This is a genomic window from Mycobacterium sp., from assembly GCF_035603715.1.
Taxonomy (GTDB): domain Bacteria; phylum Actinomycetota; class Actinomycetes; order Mycobacteriales; family Mycobacteriaceae; genus Mycobacterium.
On the sequence record NZ_DATNJW010000111.1, the window covers coordinates 14,548 to 32,557 of the forward strand.

Consider the following 18,010-nt stretch of genomic DNA (forward strand, 5'->3'; position numbering starts at 1 on the left):
CTAGCGCAACTGAGCGTCAGGGTTCGCGGCGTGCCACTGCTTCTCGATGTGGGTCACCCGGCGGTTCTCCACGACGATCCATAGCGCGCCGGCGACCGCTCCGAGCACGGCGATGAGCACCGTGGTGGTGAGCCATTCGTAACGTCGGTAGGCGGCGGCTGCCGCCGTGCAGATCATCCCGAATGCCGACACGGCCAGCAAGATCAACCCCGGCCAGAAGAAGTTGTCCTTCATGGCGATACCGGCGTGTGGTTGCGTGGTCCGAGAATGATCCGTCGGATCGTGATGAGTGTCGCCCATCACGTCTCCCTCCGTCGTCGGACGAGATTAATAAATGCTACTACCCAGCGCACTCACCGAATTGCCGAATTCTGCGCGGTTCGACGGCGCATCGGTTTGGTCAGGCCGGGCCAGCGCCTTGGTGGCCTAACAACTCGGGCAGTGAAACTGCCCCGATCGTGGTCACCAGCCACACCACAAGGGTGGTGGCCACCCAGGACGCCATGCCGCGAACGGTGAGTCCGTGCGTCGTTGCCGTGGCGAGGATCAACGCGAAAACGGTCAATGCCAGGCCGGTGCCCCCAAGGAGCAGCGACGCATACCCATGGGGCAACTTCAAGCACAACAAAGACAGCGCCGCTTGCCCTACCGAGAACACCACTACGCCGACAACGAACCCCGACGCCGACAACGAAACTCCCGGAATAACCCACGCGGCCACCAGTAGTCCGATCGCCCACCATGCCAGAAGCAGAACGGCACGAAACAGGATTTGCCTCATGGCACTAAGCGTAGGTCTGGGGCTGTGCTCATGAAAGACCGATTACCGAGCCGCCCGAACGAGTCAGCTGCCGCCGTGCAGGCCGTCCCGGATGTCTTGCAGGTTGTTGTTGATCCCCTGCAGATCACCTTCGATGGTCTGCAGGTTGGTGAGCGACTTCTGGTAGGTCTGCCGCGCCTGGTCCGAGGCCGTCGATTCGAACTGCGGGCAGTAAGTGATGACCGCAGCGGTGACGAAATCGGCGCTTTGACTGGCATCCCAAACGGTCGACTGCTGCACGAAGTGCGCCGCGTCGGCGACGTTGGGTTGTCGTCCTAGGAAATCGCACACCGCGTGGCCCTGGGTGGTGACGTAGTCGTGGCTGGGAACCGGCATGCCCTCGCGTTGCAACGTGTCAATCAACGCCTTCTCCGCGATGTCGGTTTGCGAAACAGGCTTAGGCGCCGGCATGAATGGCGCCGGTGCCTGAGCCGCCGGGCTGGCCTGCGCATCGGGCGGCGGGGTTGCCGTCGGCTGGGGCGTGTGGCGGCGATGGTGAAGGGCGAACATCACGGCGACGACGGCGGCGATGGTGATGAGCGACAGCGGGATCGCAGTGCGCAGCGCCAAGCGCAGCAGCAGACTCCGCCGTCTGGGAGGCGGGCGATTGTCGGCTTCGTCCGCGGGCAAACAGATTTCGTCGAGAATTGCGAGGTCACACTGCGCATCCGCGGGATGGCCCAGGCGCTCGTCGAGAAGCGCGTCGAGTTGGCGGCTGGACGGACGTCCGCCGCGCTCGCGGATGGAGCGCAGCTCGGCCGCCACGCGCCTCAATTCGGAGTCGATCGTCTCGCGATCGCGCATCTCCTGAGCTTAGAACTAGTTGGCATATCGACTCACGGCGAATGCCGTATCTGGTCGCAAACCATGGGGAATTCGCCCCACATTTGCCTGCGTTCGGGCACAGTGGAGCCTCTACTCAGGGAGGTCGCGGTGAGCCCTCGACGGCAATCCGGCACGCTGCTCGTCGGCGCCTCGCTGACGCTGATGGCGTTGACGTCAGCGCCCACCGCGTGGGCAGACGATCCGGCGGATCCGTTGAATGCCTTGATGATGGGCGGTTCGGGCATGCCGACACCCAGCGAGTTCTGGCAAGACAACATCATCACCGACTACATCGATCCGGCCACCGGCGCCAACTACACACCGGTGCTGGTCCCCACGCCGGAATCGTTCGCCAGCACCTCGGGCCCGATCGGTCTGGCGGACCTGCAGGCCGCGATGGCCCATCAGCAGTTGATCGAACCCGGCGATCCCTATCTGGTCGAAGGTTATTCGCAGAGCGCGTCGATTGCGGTCGACGAGAAAATCGAGCTCTTGCAGGCCGGGCAGCACCCGGATGTCACCTTCCTGCTGTTGGGCGACCCCAATCGGCCCGACGGCGGCATGGTGGAGCGGTTCGTCGGCCTGAACATCCCTGGAGTCGGTGAGTTCAACGGAGCCGACCCGACCGACGCCGGTATCCCCACTATCGACATCGCCAACCAGTACGATGCCGTCGCCGATTTTCCGCAGTACCCGATCAACGTGGTAGCCGACATCAACTCGGCGCTGGGCTTCATCTACCAACATGCCGGCTACGGCGATGGCCCACTGCCAGAGCCGATTCCGGCCCTCTGGCCGCCGTCCGATCCGCTGTCGGGACCGTACGCAGGCGAATACCTGCTCGGGTCGACGGAGATCGTCAAACAGGTCGACGGGGATACCACGTTCTACTTCGTTCCGACCACCGATTTGCCGCTGCTCGACCCGCTGCGCAGCCTGGGCGTACCCGAACCGGTGCTCAACATCTTCCAGCCGGCATTGCAGGTCATCGTCGAGGCCGGCTACGACCGCTCCATCCCGTTCGGCGACCCGACCCCGGCCGAGCTGATCCCCACCATCGACCCGGCGACGTTCACCCTCGAATTCGCCAACGGCGTCGTCCAGGGCGCGAACAACGCCTTTGAACTGTTCGGCGCCCAACTGCCCGACTTCACCCAGATTGAAAGCGACTTCGCATCAGCCGAAGCCTGGTCGGAGACGCACATCGGCGTGCCCTACGACCAGCTCGTGACAACGCTCAACGAGGATTTCAATCCGTTCACCACATTCGCCGAACTAGAAGCGCCGCTTGGCCAAGGCATCGAAAGCCTGTTGGAGGCAACCGGCATTCAGCAGAACATCCTCGACCCCATTTTCGGGCTCATCGGGCCGCTGGGAGGACTGTTCACCAGCTGACCAAACGCGCCGGTTAATCGCTGAGCGCGTACGGGCCTTCGATTTGGCAGCCGGCGACATTCAGCATCATGGCGGCCATCACGTAATGGCCCACGATCATGCAGAATTCGACGATCTGGTCATCATCGAGCTCGCGTCGCAGCGATTGGTAGGTCGTCGGCGAGAGATTCTTGATCTCGAGAAGTTCGTCGGCGGCGGTCAGCAACGTGCGGGTGCGCGCTGACCAGCCGGGGTCGTCGTCCTCGGTGAGCGACTCGATCTCGTTGCGACCGATGCCGTGCTCGAGCGCCATCCGGGTGTGATGGGCGTACTCGTACTGGCAGCCGAGGCGCGAGGCGACATGAATGATGATTCGCTCGGTGTCCGGCGGCGAGATCTTGCCGCCCCGCAGTAATTCCGACACCAGCAGGGTGTGAATCGGAAAGAGACGACCGAGCCGCGCCGTCACGAGGAAGCAGTTGTAGTCGTACGGATCACCGGAGCTTCGCCGGATGACCGCGAGGAACAAGCGAGCGATGATCCAGGACAGCGCCGAACGACAGGTCGCGTTGTACCGGAAGGCGGCAAAGCATTGGACCGATCGGAGAAAGGTCAACGCCGTAGCGACGGCCATGGCCGGTGTTGTGATGGGTTACGTCGTCCAATCCGCTTTCGCCGACACCGAAATCGACCCGGCCGGCTACTCCGATGGCATTGCCTTACTTGGCTGATTGTCGGGCCGCCCGTCAGCTGAGCCAATTCGCCGAATCGGGCGGGCCGGGGTCATGCCAGGGCTTTAATTGGCTCATGGAACTGATGAGTCCACTGGACTCGGTTTTTTTGACGATCGAATCGCGCGAACACCCGATGCACGTCGGCGGCCTGCAGCTGTTCGAGCCGCCGGACGGTGCGGGGCCGGAGTTCGCCCGAGAAATCCGCGACGCGCTGGTCGCCAATAATGACTTCCAGCCCACCTTCCGCAAACACCCGGCCTGGACGTTCGGCGGCATCCCCAACGTCGCATGGACCTACGACGACCCGGATGACGTCGACATCGACTACCACGTGCGGCGTTCGGCGCTGCCGACGCCGGGCCGGGTCCGCGAGCTACTCGAGCTGACCTCGCGGTGGCACAGCGGCCTGCTCGATCGGCACCGCCCGCTGTGGGAGGCCCACTTCGTCGAAGGGTTGAGCGACGGCCGGTTCGCCGTGTACAGCAAGTTCCACCATTCTTTGATCGACGGCGTCTCGGCTCTGCGGCTCATGCAGCGGACGTTGTCGGCAGACCCCGATGACACTGACCTGCAAGCGATCTGGGACCTGCCGCGGCGCAAGAAGGAAGCCGAGAAGTCGAAGCGGCCCGGCCTGTCTCAACTGGCGGGATCTATTGCGGCATATGGCCCTTCGACGTGGTCACTGGCCCGCGCCGCGTTGCTGGAACAGCAACTGACCTTGCCGTTCGCCGCTCCGCGCACCATGTTCAACGTGCCGATCGGCGGTGCCCGACGAGTCGCCGCCCAGTCGTGGGGCATCGATCGGCTCAAGAGCGTCAAGACGGCCGCGGGTGTGACCTTCAACGATGTGATCCTCGGTATGTGTTCCGGCGCGCTGCGCCACTACCTGCAGGACGAGCACGCGCTGCCCGACACCCCACTGATCGCGATGGTCCCGGTGAGCATGCGCTCCGAGGCCGACGCCGACAGCGGCGGCAACCAGGTGGGCGCGCTGTTGTGCAATCTCGCTACCAACGTCGACGACCCGGCGCAGCGGTTGGAGGCGATCAGCGCGTCGATGCGCGGCAACAAGAAGGTGTTCGCCGAATTGCCTCGGCTGCAGGCATATGCGCTGTCCGCGGCTCTCATCGCGCCGCTGGGACTGTCCGCGTTGCCGGGTTTCGCCTCGACGGCACCGCCCGCGTTCAACATCGTCATCTCCAACGTGCCCGGGCCGACCAAGCCGATGTACTGGGGCGGCGCCCGGCTCGACGGCAACTACCCGCTGTCGATCGCCTTGGACGGCCAGGCGTTGAACATCACGATGGTCAACAACGCAGACAACATCGACTTCGGTCTGGTCGGTTGCCGGCGCAGTGTGCCGCACCTGCAGCGGCTGCTCGGTCACCTGGAAACCTCGCTCAAGGATCTGGAGCGCGCGGTCGGAGTGTGACGACGTGCCCAAGCTCAGCGCGGGCCTGCTGCTGTACCGGATACGCGACGGGGTCGTCGAAGTCCTGATCGCGCACCCGGGTGGGCCGTTCTGGGCTCGCAAGGACGACGGCGCCTGGTCGATTCCGAAGGGCGAGTACACGCAAGATGAAGACCCGTGGGCGGCCGCGCAGCGCGAATTCGAAGAAGAGGTCGGCTCGGTGCCACCCGCGGGCCCACGCATCGATTTGGCTCCGGTCAAGCAGGCCGGCGGCAAGGTCGTCACCGCGTTCGCGGTCCCGGGTGACCTCGACGCGGCCGACGCGCACAGCAACACCTTCGAGCTCGAATGGCCAAGGGGCTCAGGGCAAATGCGCGCCTTCCCCGAGGTCGACAGGGTGGAGTGGTTTCCGGTGGCTCAGGCCCGAGCCAAGCTGCTGAAAGGCCAGCTCGCTCTGCTCGATCAGTTGATGGCGGACGCCAGCTTGGCCGGTCTGCGGGAGGGCTGACGGGCCTGGCGTATCTTCGCACTCATGCAGACGCTGCGCACACCGGACGACCGCTTCACGGATCTACCCGAATTCCCTTATCCCGCAAACTATTGCGATGTTTCCGATGACGACGGCGGGACGCTGCGGATGGCCTGGGTGCAAGACGGCCCGGCCGACGCCGACCCGGTGCTGATGATGCACGGCGAACCGTCGTGGTCGTTCCTCTACCGCAAGATGATCCCGGTGCTGGTCGCGGCCGGACACCGCGTCATCTGCCCCGACCTGGTCGGCTTCGGACGCTCGGACAAGCCGACGCGCATCGAGGACTACACCTACGCACGCCACGTCGAATGGGTGCGACAACTGGCTTTCGACGTATTGGACCTGCAGCGGGTAACCCTGGTCGGGCAGGACTGGGGCGGCTTGATCGGGCTGCGGCTGGCCGCCGAACACCCCGAACGCTTCAGCAAGCTCGTCGTCGCCAACACCGGTCTGCCCACCGGCGACATACCGTTGCCGGAAATCTGGTGGCAGTTCCGCAAGGCGATCGAGAGTGCGCCGACGATCGACGTCGGCCGGTTCGTGCAAGGGGGCTGCCGTCGGCCGATGAGCGACGAGGTCCGGGCGGCCTACGACGCGCCGTTTCCCGACGACAGCTACTGCGTGGCACCGCGGGCCATGCCCGGCCTAATGCCGACCTCGCCCGACGACCCTGCGGCGCAGGCCAACCGGTCCGCGTGGGCAGCGCTGTGCGCGAGCTCGACGCCGATGCTGGTCGCATTCAGCGACAGCGATCCGATCACCGGCGGCATGGCGCCGATCTTCCAACGCAAAATGGCGGGCGCGCAGGGCATCGACCACCCGGTCGTAGGGAACGCGGGCCATTTCCTCCAAGAGGACGCCGGTGAGGAGCTCGCCGGGTACATCGCGGACTTTCTCGGCGGCTAGGCAGTCAGCACGACACCTTGATGCTGAACGTCTCGGCCTGCAACCGCGTGGGTTCCGACTTGTTGAAACCCAGTGCGGCGCCGGTGATGTGGTAGGTGGCGTCCGTCATCGTGACCGCGGCCTCGCCCTGCAGCGCGTGTTCGTACGAACCGGTGAACCCGTCGAGATCCTGCAACCGAACGAACTCGGCCTTCAGCTTGTTGGCGTTGGACACCATCGCGCTCACGCCAGATGCGTGCAGATCGGTGTGAATCCTGGTCATCCAGTCGATCGACTCGCAGCGCACTGAATACGTTTTGCCCACATCTTTGCCGTCGATGGAGAGCACGGCGGTGCCCGGCGGCAACACCCCCGGCCTGGCCGGCGTCGCTGCTCTGCCGGAGCAGCCGCTGATCAGCAGCACCGCGGCAGCGACGGTACAAACGCCCTTATTCACACAAAGAACCTAACTCCCTGGCCGCGCGAATGTGATCTCGTCTTTGCGGGACCGTAGCTACCTGCAACTTCTTTCCGACCTGCACAATGCAAATATGTCTGCCACGTCGAGTGTCGCCGGGCCGCAGGAACTCCTGCTGCAACTCCTGGATCCGGCAAACCGGGCCAACCCGTATGCGGTGTACGAGCAGTTCCGGGAACTCGGACCGATGCGGTTGCCGGACAGCAACCTCACCGTCTTCTCGTCCTACCGCGACTGCGACGAGGCGTTACGGCATCCATCGTCGTCGGTCGACCGGCTCAAGTCGACGATGGCCAAACGGATGTTCGCCGAGGGTGCGACGGTGCGACCGCAGGGGCCGCCGATGTTCCTGTTCCTCGATCCGCCCGATCACACCCGGCTGCGCAAACTGGTCAGCAAGGCATTCGTGCCCAAGGTGATCAATGAATTGACGCCGCGCATCACCGAACTGGTCGACGGCTTGCTCGACCGCGCCGCCGAGCAAGGCCGCTTCGACGCGGTCCCCGAGCTCGCTTACCCACTTCCGGTGACGGTCATCTGCTGGCTGCTGGGGGTCCCGCTGCAAGACGAGGCAGAGTTCAGCCGTGCCTCGGCGTTGCTGGCGCAGGCGCTCGACCCGTTCTTCGTGGTCACCGGCGAACCGGCCAGCGGCATGGATAAACGCATCGCTGCCGGCCAGTGGTTACGGGGATACTTGCACGACCTGATCGACCAGCGACGTAAGCAGCCCGGCGACGATCTGATGTCGCGAATGATCGCGGTCGAGGAATCCGGTGATCAACTCGCCGAGGATGAGATCGTCTCGACGTGCATGCTGTTGCTGATCGCCGGCCACGAGACCACGGTGAACCTGATCTCCAACGGGATGCTGGCGATGCTGCGAGACCGGTCGCACTGGACGGCTCTGGGAGCTGACGCTGAACGAGCGTCGGCGGTCGTCGAGGAAACGCTGCGCTACGACCCGCCGGTGCAACTGGTGGCCCGAATTGCCGCTGACGACATGACAATTGGCGACACCGATGTCGTCCGGGGTGACACGATGGTATTGCTGCTGGCCGCAGCTCAGCACGACTCGGCCGAGTTCGACCGGCCAGCGACCTTCGATCCCGATCGAAAAGCGTTCCGGCACTTGTCCTTCGGGCGTGGACTGCATTTCTGCCTGGGTGCGCCGTTGGCCCGGCTGGAGGCCGCCGTCGCGTTGTCAGCGGTAACGGCGCGCTTCCCCGATGCGCGTTTGGACGGTGAGCCGGTCTACAAGCCCAACGTCACGCTGCGCGGGCTGGCATCGCTGGACGTCGTGGTCTGATCAGTCGCGCGGCGTCGCCGGTCCGTTCGGTGCCAGGGCAACGACCGGAATGACCCGCGACGTCTTGCTTTCGTAGTCGGCGAATCCGGGATACTCCTGCGCCTGCTGCGCGTACTTCTCGTCGCGCTCGGCGCCCTCCAACTCGGTGGCATGCACGTCGACGATGTTGTCGCCAACCTCGATCCGAGCGTCGGGATTGGCTTTCAGATTCCAGTACCAGGCGGGGTTCTTGTCGGCACCGGCGTACGAGGCAAAAATCAAATATCGTTCGCCGTCAGGCCGATACATCATGATGTTGGTTCGCGGCTCCCCGCTGCGGGCACCCACGGTGTGCAGGACGACCAGCGGAGCACCCTCGAAGTTGCCGCCTACCCGACCATGATTCGCCCGGAACTCGGCGATATTGCGTTCGTTGAAGTCGTTACCGTCACTCATGTCGGACAGTCTTCCCGGTTGAGCCGAGGCCCGAAACAATATCGCCGAGGCTGAACGTGATGGGACTGTCGAGTTGGGCGTAGGTACATGACTCCGGCTCTCGGTCAGGTCGCCAGCGATTGAACTGGGCAGTGTGGCGGAACCGTTCACCTTCCATGTGGTCGTAGCGCACCTCGACGACCCGGTCGGGTCGCAGCGGCACGAACGACAGGTCCTTGCCCGCGTTCCAGCGGGAGAACTCGTTCTTGCGCGGTGTGCGCTCGCCGGCTTCGTGGGCCGCCCAGTTCCACGGGTGATTGTCGAAGCTCGTCACCAACGGCTGCAGTTCGGCGAACAGCCGCCGCCGTTCGGCCATCGGAAATGCCCCGATCACGCCGACCGACGCCAGCGTCCCGTCGTCCTTGTACAGCCCGAGCAACAGCGAGCCGATCGCGTCGCTGCTGGATTTGTGCACGCGATAACCCGCGACCACGCAGTCCGCGGTGCGCTCGTGCTTGATCTTGAACATGATCCGCTTGTCCGGCTGGTAGGTGATCGTCAACGGTTTGGCGATGACGCCGTCGAGACCCGCTCCCTCGAACTCGTCGAACCAGCGTTGCGCGGTTTCCAGCTCCGTCGTCGCGGGGGTGACGTGCATCGACGGGCCCGACCCGCCCAGCGCATCGACGAGCGCCGCGCGTCGCTCCGAAAACGGTCGCGCGGTGAAGTCGTCGTCGCCGAGCGCGAGCAGATCGAACGCAATGAACGATGCGGGCGTCTTCTCGGCCAGCATCCGCACCCGCGAATCGGCCGGATGGATGCGCTGCTGCAGCGCCTCGAAATCCAGGCCATGGTCGGTGGCGATGACGATCTCGCCGTCGATCACGCAGCGTTCCGGCAACTCGGCGACGGCCGCGGCCACCAACTCGGGAAAGTACCGGGTCATCGGCTTCTCGTTGCGGCTGCCGACCTCGACTTGGTCTCCGTCGCGAAAAAGAATCGACCTGAACCCGTCCCACTTGGGTTCATACGAAGCGTCCGGCGGGATCGATTTCACCGACTTGGCCAGCATCGGCGAAACCGGCGGCATCACAGGCAAGTCCATTTGCACATTGTGCTCGAACCGTGTGCTGGAATCGGGAGATGGCATCGCCAGCGGAGGAAATCGACGTCGACGGGATCGCGGTCCGGCTGACCAACCCCGACAAGGTGTACTTCCCGAAGCTGCGATCAGAAGGCACCAAACGACGGCTCGTCGAGTACTACCGCGCCGTCGCGGCAGGCCCGATGCTGGCCTCGTTGCAGGACCGGCCGACGCATCTGCAGCGCTTCCCCGACGGCATCGACGGCGAGGAGATCTACCAGAAGCGCATTCCGCAACACCATCCCGACTATCTGGAGACCTGCCGGATCACCTTCCCGTCGGGGCGGACCGCCGACGCGCTGCGGGTGACCCACCCCGCCGCGATCGTGTGGGCCGCGCAGATGGGCACGATCACGCTGCACCCGTGGCAGGTCCGCTGCCCCGATGCCGAGCACCCCGACGAACTGCGTGTCGACTTGGACCCGCAGCCCGGCACCGGTTTCGCCGACGCGCGATCCGTGGCCGTCGATGTGCTGCGGCCGCTGCTCGACGAACTGGGGCTGGTGGGTTATCCCAAGACGTCCGGCGGTCGCGGCGTCCACGTGTTCCTGCGGATCAAAACCGACTGGGATTTCGTTGAGGTGCGTCGCGCCGGCATCGCGCTGGCTCGTGAGGTGGAGCGTCGTGCGCCTGACGCGGTGACGACGTCGTGGTGGAAGGAAGAACGCGGCAAGCGCATCTTCATCGATTTCAATCAGAACGCCCGCGATCGCACATTCGCGTCGGCGTATTCGGTGCGGCGCACCGCAATTGCGACGGTGTCGATGCCGCTCAGTTGGGACGAGCTGGCAACTGCGAACCCCGACGACTACACGATCGCGACCGCGGCCGAGCTGGTGGCCAACCGCGACGACCCGTGGGCCGATATCGACTCGGTCCAGCAGTCGATTGAACCGCTACTGGAGATGGTCGCCGCCGACGAAGAGCGCGGACTGGGCGATCTGCCCTATCCGCCGAACTATCCGAAGATGCCGGGCGAGCCGAAACGTGTTCAGCCGAGCAAGGATACCGACCGGAAGAAGTAACGCTAGAGCTTCTGCGCGACGAATGTCGCGGCCTGGTTGGTCGCATCGGGGACATAGCCCAAGTGTGCGATGATGCTGCCGCCCTCAGCGCAGATGTTGTCGTTGGGCAGGCAGATGTCGATGGTCCTCGGGCTGTAGCTGGGGTCGAGCGGCGGAATCTGGTTGTCCGCCAGACCCTTTGCGTAGCTGCTCTGCGGGTTGCCGAATAGAGCTACGGCGGCGACGTGTTTGGCGACCTGCGGGGAAAGCTGGTGGCTGGTCAAATCGGCGACACCCGCGCCCTGTGAATACCCTCCGATCACCACCTTGGTGTTCGGGCAGCTGGCAACGACGTCCTGCACATGGGCGACCTCGGCTGCAGCGCCGGTCTTGGCGCTGTTCGCATAGTCGGTGGTCGACGGATAGTCGAGCGGGTAGAGATTCACCGTCTTGCCGGGAAGCTGTGAGGTCAGCGAGTCGAAGAAGGCCTGGCCGGGGCCGCCGGGACCGACCGGCTCACCGGTGCCGCGGGCGAACACCACTTCAACGTCCGGGCACCCAACGGCAGCGGCGACAGGAACGCCGGCAGGAGCGGTGAGAAAGGCCAAAACCATCAGTGGCGCACCGGCAACGGTGCGACCGACGTTGCGTCTAGTCATGACGGGAATGTTGCCATCCTTTTGCCGATGGCGGACGCGCTACTGGTCTTCCAGCAGCCTGAGCGGGTGCAAACCGTCGACGGCGCCGACGAACGGCGGGTGGATGCTGTAGCCGAGCATGCGGCGGATGTCGCCGGACACCGTCCGCGCGGTCTCCCGCGACACCGACAGCGTGAAGGCCTCCATCGGTCGTAGCCACGGTTGGCAGTATTGCGCGGTGACGGCGAGGCGGTCGGCGGTGCTGGAGTTGGCCCCGCCGCCGTGCCAGAGGGTGCCGACGAAGAACACGCACGAGCCGGCGGGCATGACGACCGGCAACGCCGCGTCGTCCGGGCCCGGCCGCCGCTTGCCCCAGGAGTGGCTGCCCGGGTAGAGCACGGTCGCGCCGTTGTCGGCGGTGAAATCGTCGATCGCCCAGATCGTGGCGGCGGCCAACGGCTCGCGGGGACGGGGGACCGGGTAGAAACCGTCGTCATGGTGAGCCAGCTGCGCGGCCTCACCGGGTTGAATGTTGATGGCCTGCAGGGCCGACAGCAGGTAGTTGGGCATCAGTAGCCGATCGAGCACGGCCAGCACCCGCGGATGGTCGACCAGTGGATCGCAGATCCGCGTTCGGCTCAGCACGCTGTAAACCCGCTGAGTGTGCCGCCCCTCGAACGAGTTACGTCCGGTGTGCCCGAGCCAGGGATTGACAATGGCGCGGATCTGCTCGCACTGTTCGGCGGTGAGCAGGTTCTCCCAGACGATGTAGCCGTCGTGGTCCAGCGCCGCCATATCGGCGTCGACCAGAGCCGGGTCGACGGAGGTTCCTCCGCTGGGCGTCCACTTGTACCGCAGCGCCAAGTCGCCGCGCAGGTCTTCCAGCGTGGTGTCGGACTGGTCGTGGCGTTTCATGTGCACTCGTCCTTGCCTATGACGACAGCCTAACTCCGCCGACAATCCCGCCGTCAGCCGTTCAGCGCCTTATCCTGTAGAGCCCGGGGACCGATTGGCGGAAGGTCGCATGAGGGCGGGAAGGGCGTGCTGCGGATGCGGCACCGAGCTGCTCGACAACGCCAGGTTTTGTCATGAATGCGGCGCGTCGGTTGCCGAGTCAACCGAACGTGCACAGTACAAGCAGGTTACGGTCCTGTTCGCCGATGTGGTGCGGTCGATGGATATCGCGGCAAAAGTGGATACCGAGCGACTCCGCGAGATCATGGACGAGCTTGTCACCCGCGCGGCAACGGTGGTCAAGCACTACGGCGGCACCGTCGACAAATTCACCGGCGACGGTGTCATGGCGATCTTCGGGGCGCCGAATGCTCTGGAGGACCATGCGCTGCGGGCTTGTCTGGCCGCACTTCGAATTCAAGAGGAAGTCAAGGCCTTCGCACCAGAAATCGAGAACCGCGACGGCATCGCGCTGCAACTGCGGGTGGGCCTCAACTCGGGCCAGGTGATCGCCGGTGTCATCGGTTCCGGCGCAGCCGGTTACACCGCGATTGGCCGACAAGTGGGGATGGCGCAGCGGATGGAGTCGGTCGCCCCGCATGGTGGGGTGATGCTCGGGGAGTCCACGGCGCGGCTGGTCGAGGGCGCGGCCATGCTTGGCGAGCCGGAGTTGGTGGATATCAAGGGCTCCGATCAGGCAGTGCCTGCGCGTCAGCTACTGGGCGTCGCCGCGCAGCCCGAGCGGATCGGTCGTGTGGAGCCGACATTGGTCGGCCGCGAGTGGGAAATGGCCGGCTTGACCGCGATGCTGGATCGGTCGCTCGGCGGACGCGGAAGCGTGATTGGTGTCGTGGGTCCTCCTGGCATCGGCAAGACCCGACTTACCCGCGAAGCTGTGCAGCTCGCGGGAAGGAGGGATTTCGATGTGTTTTCCACCTTCTGTGAGTCCCACGCGACGGACGTGCCGTTCAACGTAATCGCTCGCCTGTTGCGGGCGGTTGGGCAGATCGCTGGTCTCGACGATGCAACCGCCCGCGCGCGCCTTCGGGCGCGGGTTCCGGAAGCGGATCCTGAGGACATGCTGCTGCTCGACGACCTGGTGGGCATCGTCGATCCTGCGGCGGACTTGCCCAAGATAGACCCGGACGCGCGCCGCCGGCGGTTGAGCGCACTGATCAACGCTGCCCAACTCGCCAGCACCCGGCCGGCAATTTTTGTCGTCGAGGACGTGCATTGGATTGACGAGGCCAGCGAATCCATGCTCGCCGACTTTGTGTCTGTTATCCCGCAGACTCACTCGATGGTGGTGATCACGTATCGCCCTGAATATCGCGGAGCGCTAGCGCACGTCGCGGGCGCACAGACTATTGCGCTTGCACCACTGAGTGATTCGGAGTCTTCGACATTGCTGACCGAGTTATTGGGGACCGATCCGTCCGTGGCCGACATCAGTGGGCTCATCGCTGAACGGGCCGCGGGTAACCCGTTCTTCGCGGAGGAGATCACCCGCGAGCTTGCCGAGCGCGGCGTTTTGAGCGGCACGCGTGGCAGCTACGCCTGCCACACCGACATCGGCGAGATCGGTGTTCCGGCAACGCTACAGGCGGCCATCGACGCTCGCATCGACAGGCTCACTCCGGCGGCCAGAAAAATGCTTGCCGCCGCCGCGGTCATCGGATCTCGCTTTAGCGACGCTCTGTTGACCAGCCTGGGAATCGATACGTGTGTCGACGAATTGGTCGCCGCCGAGCTCGTCGACCAAACGCGGTTCACCGCGGGTGCGGAATACGCGTTCCGGCATCCGATGATCCGGACCGTGGCGTACGAATCCCAATTGAAATCAGATCGTGCACTGGTACACCGCGCGGTTGCCGCCGCGATCGAAGCCCGCGCACCGGAGGCGGCTGAGCAGAATGCGGCGCTGATCGCCGAACATCTGGAAGCCGCGGGCGATCTGCGCGCCGCCTACATGTGGCACATGCGCGCGGCGACCTGGGCGACCAACCGCGATGTCCCTGCAGCGCGAATGAGTTGTGAGCGGGCCGCGAAGATCGCCGATGCCTTACCCGCCGATGATCCGGACCGTCTCGCAATGCGTATCGCGCCGCGAACGATGTTGTGCGGATTCGCCTGGCGCGTGCACATGAACATTGCCGGTGCCCACTTCGACGAATTGCGCGAATTATGTACCGCCGCAGGCGACAAGGCCTCCTTGGCCATCGCGATGGCCGGGCTGGTGATGGATCATATCTACAAAGGCCGGTTACGGGAGGCGTCTGAGTCGGCATCGGAAGCTATTGCCCTGATCGAGGCGGTGGACGATGTGGCGCTGACGGCGGGCCTGTCCTTCGCGGCCATCCACGCCAAGGCGGAGTGCACCGAGTGGCACCTCGCGCTGCCTTGGTCGCAGCGGGTAATCGACCTGGCAAGCGGTAATCCGTCGTACGGCAACCTGATCGTCGGATCTCCGCTGGCACTTGCCCTCACGACTCGGGGTATGGGCCGTTATTTCCTGGGTCAGCCCGGGTGGCCAGATGACTTGCGACAGGGACTGGCTTTGGCCCGTAGCTCCGACCACGCTTCCTACGCGATGGTTGCCGCCTACATCTATTGCGTGGGAATACCGTGCGGCGTGGTGAGGCCTGACGATGCCGTCGTGCGCGAAATAGAGGAGGCGCTGGGAACAGCCCAGCGCTCTGCTGATGGTCTGGCGTTGTCGAACGCTCAAATGACGCTGGGCATGGCGCTGGTGCACCGGCCGGCGATCTCCGATCGTGACCGCGGCACGAACTTACTGCTCGAAGTCAGCGACGCATTCGTGCGCGGCGAATACAGCCTGGCCGAGTTGCCGCTCGTCGACGTGTACTCGGCACGTGAGAGAGCTCGACGTGGAGATCACGACGGCGCCATCCTCAGCATGCGCGAGAGCTGCCAGCAGCTGTTCCGTCACCGACAGCTGTGGGCGTGGGCACTACCTGCGACCGGTGTGCTGGTGGAGACGCTGCTCGGTCGCGGCGCCAACGGCGACTCGACCGAGGCCGAGGGTGCCGTCGAGCGTTTAGCGACCGCGCAGACCGACGACGGTCTGGTCATGCGCGAGGTCTGGCTGTTGCGGTTGCGGGCAATGCTGGCGGAGGCCCGCGGCGACGTTGCGGAGTACGCGCGGCTGCGGGATAGCTACCGCGGGATAGCGACATCGCTTGGCTTCGAGGGTCACATCGACTGGGCGGAGGCGATGCCGTGATGCCGGCCCGGGCTTACAAACATAGCCAAAGCCGACCTGAAATGCCTGGTCGTCAGTAACCTCGCGGGCATGCTTTTCGCGGCCCTGCGCGACATGCGATGGCGGATACGACGCCTCGTTATTGCGGTCGTCAGCACCGGACTGATCTTTGCGATGACGCTTGTGTTGACCGGACTGGCGAACGGCTTTCAGGTGGAGGCTCAGCGAACCGTTGACTCCCTGGGCGTCGACGCATTCGTGGTCAAGGCCGGCGCGGCCGGACCGTTCCTGGGTGCGACACCATTCGGCGAAGCCGACCTGGCTCGGTTGGCCGGCGAACCCGGCGTCGTGGCTGCGGCCCCACTGGCCACTGCGCAGTTGACGGTAAAGGAAGGCACGTCAACGCGAAGCACTACGGCATTCGGCGCGCCGGAGCACGGGCCCGGCATGCCGCGCGTCGACCAAGGTCGGGCACCGTCCGCGCCGGACGAGGTCGCGGTGTCGAGCACGCTGGGTTGGCACGTAGGCGACGAAATGCAGGCGGGTGCGCACGCATTGCGGATCGTCGGCCTGGTGCCCAATTCCACCGCACTGGCGAAGAGGCCCAATATCTTCCTGACAACCGAGGGCCTGCAGCAGCTGGCGTACAACGGGCAGCCGCTGGTCACATCGATTGGGGTCGTCGGCGCACCCCGACAGCTCCCGAGTGGCTACCAGGCCCTCGATCGAGCGGCCGGTGTCGACGACCTGCTGTCACCGGTGAAGTCGCCTGCGGGTGCGATCACGATTATGGCCACCTTGCTGTGGATCGTGGCGGTGCTGATCGTCGGATCATTGGTGTACCTCTCGGCGCTCGAGCGGTTGCGCGACTTCGCGGTGTTCAAGGCGATTGGCGTGCCTACGCGGTCGATCCTGGCCGGGCTCGCGCTGCAGGCGGTCGTCGTCGCGCTGCTCGCGGCGGTGCTGGGCGTCATCCTTGCGCAGCTGTTGTTCCCGTTGTTCCCGATGACTGTCGTGATTCCTGCCAGTGCCTACCTGGCGTTACCCGTGGTCGCGATTCTTGTCGGTCTGCTGGCCAGCCTCGCCGGACTGAGGCGCGCGGTAACCGTCGATCCTGCGCTGGCGTTCGGAGGTCCTTGAGCCGTGGGGGATTTGAGCATTGCCGACCTCGTCGTCGAGTACTCCAGCGGCGGGTACGCGGTCCGGCCGATCAACGGTCTGAGCCTCGATGTGCCGGCAGGATCGCTGATGATCCTGCTCGGGCCCAGCGGCTGCGGGAAGACCACCCTGCTGTCCTGTCTGGGTGGGATTCTGCGCCCGAAGTCCGGGTCAATCACGTTCGACGGCATGGACATCACGGCGATGGAAGGCGGTGTGCTGGCCAAGTACCGCCGCGACCAAGTTGGGATTATTTTCCAGGCGTTCAACTTGGTGCCGAGCTTGACCGCTCTGGAGAACGTGATGGTCCCGTTGCGCGCGGCCGGAAGGTCACGCTCGGCTACCCGCCAGCGCGCCGAGGAACTGCTGACGCAGGTAGGTCTTGCGGATCGTCTAAAACATCGCCCCGGTGACCTCAGCGGCGGGCAGCAACAACGCGTCGCCGTCGCTCGTGCGATCGCTTTGGATCCGCCCCTGATCCTCGCCGATGAGCCGACCGCCCACCTTGACTTCATCCAGGTAGAGGAGGTGCTGCGACTGATCCGCTCGCTGGCTCAGGGCGAACGGGTGGTGGTGGTTGCGACCCACGACAGCCGGATGCTGCCGCTGGCCGACCGCGTCGTCGACCTGGTACCTGCTGTCGCGTCGACGAGCCGGCCGCCGGAGACTGTGCACCTGAAAGCCGGTGAGGTGCTGTTCGAGCAGAGCACGATGGGCGATCTGATCTATGTGGTTTCCGAAGGCGAGTTCGAGATCGTGCGCGAAGTAGCCGAAGGCGGTGAGGAATTGGTCAAGGTGGCCCGGCCCGGCGACTACTTCGGCGAATTCGGTGTGCTGTTCAACCTGCCGCGTTCGGCGACCGTGCGCGCCCGAACCGACGCGAAAGCCGTCGGCTACACCGCGCATGCGTTCCGGGAACGGCTCGGCGTAAAGGGTCTGGGTGACCTGATCGAGCGCCGCGAGCTTCCCAGCGGCTAATCGGGGAAGAAGCGGTGGAGGTTCTCGCGACGCCACGACTCCGGCCCGAAGCGAAGCGGATATAAAGAGAGGCGTGACTACCAGGTTTCACGACGTCATCAAGTCCAAGTACCTGCTCTTGACCACCTTTAC

General features: G+C 64.8%; 19 protein-coding genes. 10 read left to right on the forward strand and 9 right to left on the reverse strand.

Features of this window, described 5'->3' with window-relative positions; translation table 11 throughout:
* The 3 genes from usfY to VN856_RS04980 form a co-directional block, all read right to left on the reverse strand.
* Positions 1 to 300, reverse strand: coding sequence for a protein UsfY (usfY, locus tag VN856_RS04970; protein WP_325686734.1), 300 nt, complete (start codon positions 298 to 300; stop codon positions 1 to 3).
* 100 nt (positions 301 to 400) lie between these two features.
* Entirely contained in the window at positions 401 to 781 is a 381-nt protein-coding gene (locus tag VN856_RS04975) for a hypothetical protein (protein WP_325686736.1), read from the reverse strand.
* 63 nt (positions 782 to 844) lie between these two features.
* Entirely contained in the window at positions 845 to 1,624 is a 780-nt protein-coding gene (locus tag VN856_RS04980; RefSeq protein ID WP_325686738.1) for a DUF732 domain-containing protein, read from the reverse strand.
* A 129-nt stretch (positions 1,625 to 1,753) separates the two neighbouring features.
* Here VN856_RS04980 and VN856_RS04985 point away from each other — a divergent pair, with 129 nt between their 5' ends.
* A complete protein-coding gene (locus VN856_RS04985; protein WP_325686740.1) occupies positions 1,754 to 3,040 on the forward strand; it encodes a PE-PPE domain-containing protein in 1,287 nt (428 codons plus the stop codon).
* 13 nt (positions 3,041 to 3,053) lie between these two features.
* On the opposite strand, the gene VN856_RS04990 is transcribed toward VN856_RS04985, so the two are convergent.
* The gene (locus VN856_RS04990; protein ID WP_325686742.1) at positions 3,054 to 3,548 is read right to left on the reverse strand and encodes a carboxymuconolactone decarboxylase family protein; all 495 of its coding nucleotides are present in this window, start codon (positions 3,546 to 3,548) and stop codon (positions 3,054 to 3,056) included.
* Between VN856_RS04990 and VN856_RS04995 the strand changes: the two genes are divergently transcribed.
* The 4 genes from VN856_RS04995 (at position 3,532) to VN856_RS05010 (ending at position 6,602) form a co-directional block, all read left to right on the forward strand.
* Entirely contained in the window at positions 3,532 to 3,750 is a 219-nt protein-coding gene (locus tag VN856_RS04995; protein WP_325686744.1) for a hypothetical protein, read from the forward strand. The genes VN856_RS04990 and VN856_RS04995 overlap by 17 nt on opposite strands.
* Positions 3,751 to 3,826: 76 nt before the next feature.
* Entirely contained in the window at positions 3,827 to 5,185 is a 1,359-nt protein-coding gene (locus VN856_RS05000; protein WP_325686746.1) for a wax ester/triacylglycerol synthase family O-acyltransferase, read from the forward strand.
* A gap of 4 nt (positions 5,186 to 5,189) precedes the next feature.
* Complete coding sequence (locus VN856_RS05005) at positions 5,190 to 5,672, forward strand: NUDIX domain-containing protein (RefSeq protein ID WP_325686748.1); 483 nt, start codon at positions 5,190 to 5,192, stop codon at positions 5,670 to 5,672.
* A 24-nt stretch (positions 5,673 to 5,696) separates the two neighbouring features.
* Positions 5,697 to 6,602, forward strand: coding sequence for a haloalkane dehalogenase (locus VN856_RS05010; RefSeq protein ID WP_325686750.1), 906 nt, complete (start codon positions 5,697 to 5,699; stop codon positions 6,600 to 6,602).
* Between the two features lie 4 nt (positions 6,603 to 6,606).
* Here VN856_RS05010 and VN856_RS05015 read toward each other — a convergent pair whose 3' ends face one another.
* Positions 6,607 to 7,038 carry a lipoprotein LpqH gene (locus tag VN856_RS05015; RefSeq protein WP_325686751.1) on the reverse strand — a complete coding sequence of 144 codons (432 nt, stop codon included), beginning with the start codon at positions 7,036 to 7,038 and terminating at the stop codon, positions 6,607 to 6,609.
* A gap of 94 nt (positions 7,039 to 7,132) precedes the next feature.
* Here VN856_RS05015 and VN856_RS05020 point away from each other — a divergent pair, with 94 nt between their 5' ends.
* Positions 7,133 to 8,365 carry a cytochrome P450 gene (locus VN856_RS05020; protein ID WP_325686753.1) on the forward strand — a complete coding sequence of 411 codons (1,233 nt, stop codon included), beginning with the start codon at positions 7,133 to 7,135 and terminating at the stop codon, positions 8,363 to 8,365.
* Here the strand turns inward: VN856_RS05020 and VN856_RS05025 are convergent, their stop codons facing one another.
* Together VN856_RS05025 and VN856_RS05030 are read right to left on the reverse strand one after the other, a co-directional pair.
* Positions 8,366 to 8,800 (reverse strand): nitroreductase family deazaflavin-dependent oxidoreductase, encoded by a 435-nt coding sequence (locus VN856_RS05025; protein ID WP_325686755.1) that lies wholly within the window; start codon positions 8,798 to 8,800, stop codon positions 8,366 to 8,368.
* Entirely contained in the window at positions 8,793 to 9,884 is a 1,092-nt protein-coding gene (locus VN856_RS05030) for an ATP-dependent DNA ligase (RefSeq protein ID WP_325686757.1), read from the reverse strand. The genes VN856_RS05025 and VN856_RS05030 overlap by 8 nt, the downstream gene beginning before the upstream one ends.
* A gap of 38 nt (positions 9,885 to 9,922) precedes the next feature.
* Between VN856_RS05030 and ligD the strand changes: the two genes are divergently transcribed.
* Positions 9,923 to 10,948 carry a non-homologous end-joining DNA ligase gene (gene ligD / locus VN856_RS05035; RefSeq protein ID WP_325686759.1) on the forward strand — a complete coding sequence of 342 codons (1,026 nt, stop codon included), beginning with the start codon at positions 9,923 to 9,925 and terminating at the stop codon, positions 10,946 to 10,948.
* Positions 10,949 to 10,950: 2 nt separating this feature from the next.
* Here ligD and VN856_RS05040 read toward each other — a convergent pair whose 3' ends face one another.
* Positions 10,951 to 11,586, reverse strand: a complete 636-nt coding sequence (locus VN856_RS05040) for a cutinase family protein (RefSeq protein ID WP_325686761.1) — start codon at positions 11,584 to 11,586, stop codon at positions 10,951 to 10,953.
* A 39-nt stretch (positions 11,587 to 11,625) separates the two neighbouring features.
* A complete protein-coding gene (locus VN856_RS05045) occupies positions 11,626 to 12,480 on the reverse strand; it encodes a phytanoyl-CoA dioxygenase family protein (protein ID WP_325686763.1) in 855 nt (284 codons plus the stop codon).
* A 109-nt stretch (positions 12,481 to 12,589) separates the two neighbouring features.
* Between VN856_RS05045 and VN856_RS05050 the strand changes: the two genes are divergently transcribed.
* From VN856_RS05050 to VN856_RS05060, 3 genes are all read left to right on the forward strand, one after another.
* Positions 12,590 to 15,763, forward strand: coding sequence for an AAA family ATPase (locus VN856_RS05050; RefSeq protein WP_325686765.1), 3,174 nt, complete (start codon positions 12,590 to 12,592; stop codon positions 15,761 to 15,763).
* Between the two features lie 69 nt (positions 15,764 to 15,832).
* A complete protein-coding gene (locus tag VN856_RS05055) occupies positions 15,833 to 16,882 on the forward strand; it encodes an ABC transporter permease (RefSeq protein ID WP_325686767.1) in 1,050 nt (349 codons plus the stop codon).
* 3 nt (positions 16,883 to 16,885) lie between these two features.
* Positions 16,886 to 17,878 carry an ATP-binding cassette domain-containing protein gene (locus VN856_RS05060; RefSeq protein WP_325686769.1) on the forward strand — a complete coding sequence of 331 codons (993 nt, stop codon included), beginning with the start codon at positions 16,886 to 16,888 and terminating at the stop codon, positions 17,876 to 17,878.
* Positions 17,879 to 18,010: the final 132 nt, after the last annotated feature.

Bases quoted from the DNA above. Each gene is read 5' to 3' on its own strand.
- VN856_RS04980 (WP_325686738.1), bottom strand. From the start codon at position 1,624: ATGCGCGATCGCGAGACGATCGACTCCGAATTGAGGCGCGTGGCGGCC.
- VN856_RS05055 (WP_325686767.1), top strand. From the start codon at position 15,833: ATGCTTTTCGCGGCCCTGCGCGACATGCGATGGCGGATACGACGCCTC.
- VN856_RS05025 (WP_325686755.1), bottom strand. From the start codon at position 8,800: ATGAGTGACGGTAACGACTTCAACGAACGCAATATCGCCGAGTTCCGG.
- VN856_RS05010 (WP_325686750.1), top strand. From the start codon at position 5,697: ATGCAGACGCTGCGCACACCGGACGACCGCTTCACGGATCTACCCGAA.
- VN856_RS05020 (WP_325686753.1), top strand. From the start codon at position 7,133: ATGTCTGCCACGTCGAGTGTCGCCGGGCCGCAGGAACTCCTGCTGCAA.
- VN856_RS05050 (WP_325686765.1), top strand. From the start codon at position 12,590: ATGAGGGCGGGAAGGGCGTGCTGCGGATGCGGCACCGAGCTGCTCGAC.
- VN856_RS04995 (WP_325686744.1), top strand. From the start codon at position 3,532: ATGACCGCGAGGAACAAGCGAGCGATGATCCAGGACAGCGCCGAACGA.
- VN856_RS05045 (WP_325686763.1), bottom strand. From the start codon at position 12,480: ATGAAACGCCACGACCAGTCCGACACCACGCTGGAAGACCTGCGCGGC.
- ligD (WP_325686759.1), top strand. From the start codon at position 9,923: ATGGCATCGCCAGCGGAGGAAATCGACGTCGACGGGATCGCGGTCCGG.
- VN856_RS04975 (WP_325686736.1), bottom strand. From the start codon at position 781: ATGAGGCAAATCCTGTTTCGTGCCGTTCTGCTTCTGGCATGGTGGGCG.
- VN856_RS05030 (WP_325686757.1), bottom strand. From the start codon at position 9,884: ATGGACTTGCCTGTGATGCCGCCGGTTTCGCCGATGCTGGCCAAGTCG.
- VN856_RS05000 (WP_325686746.1), top strand. From the start codon at position 3,827: ATGGAACTGATGAGTCCACTGGACTCGGTTTTTTTGACGATCGAATCG.
- usfY (WP_325686734.1), bottom strand. From the start codon at position 300: ATGGGCGACACTCATCACGATCCGACGGATCATTCTCGGACCACGCAA.
- VN856_RS05040 (WP_325686761.1), bottom strand. From the start codon at position 11,586: ATGACTAGACGCAACGTCGGTCGCACCGTTGCCGGTGCGCCACTGATG.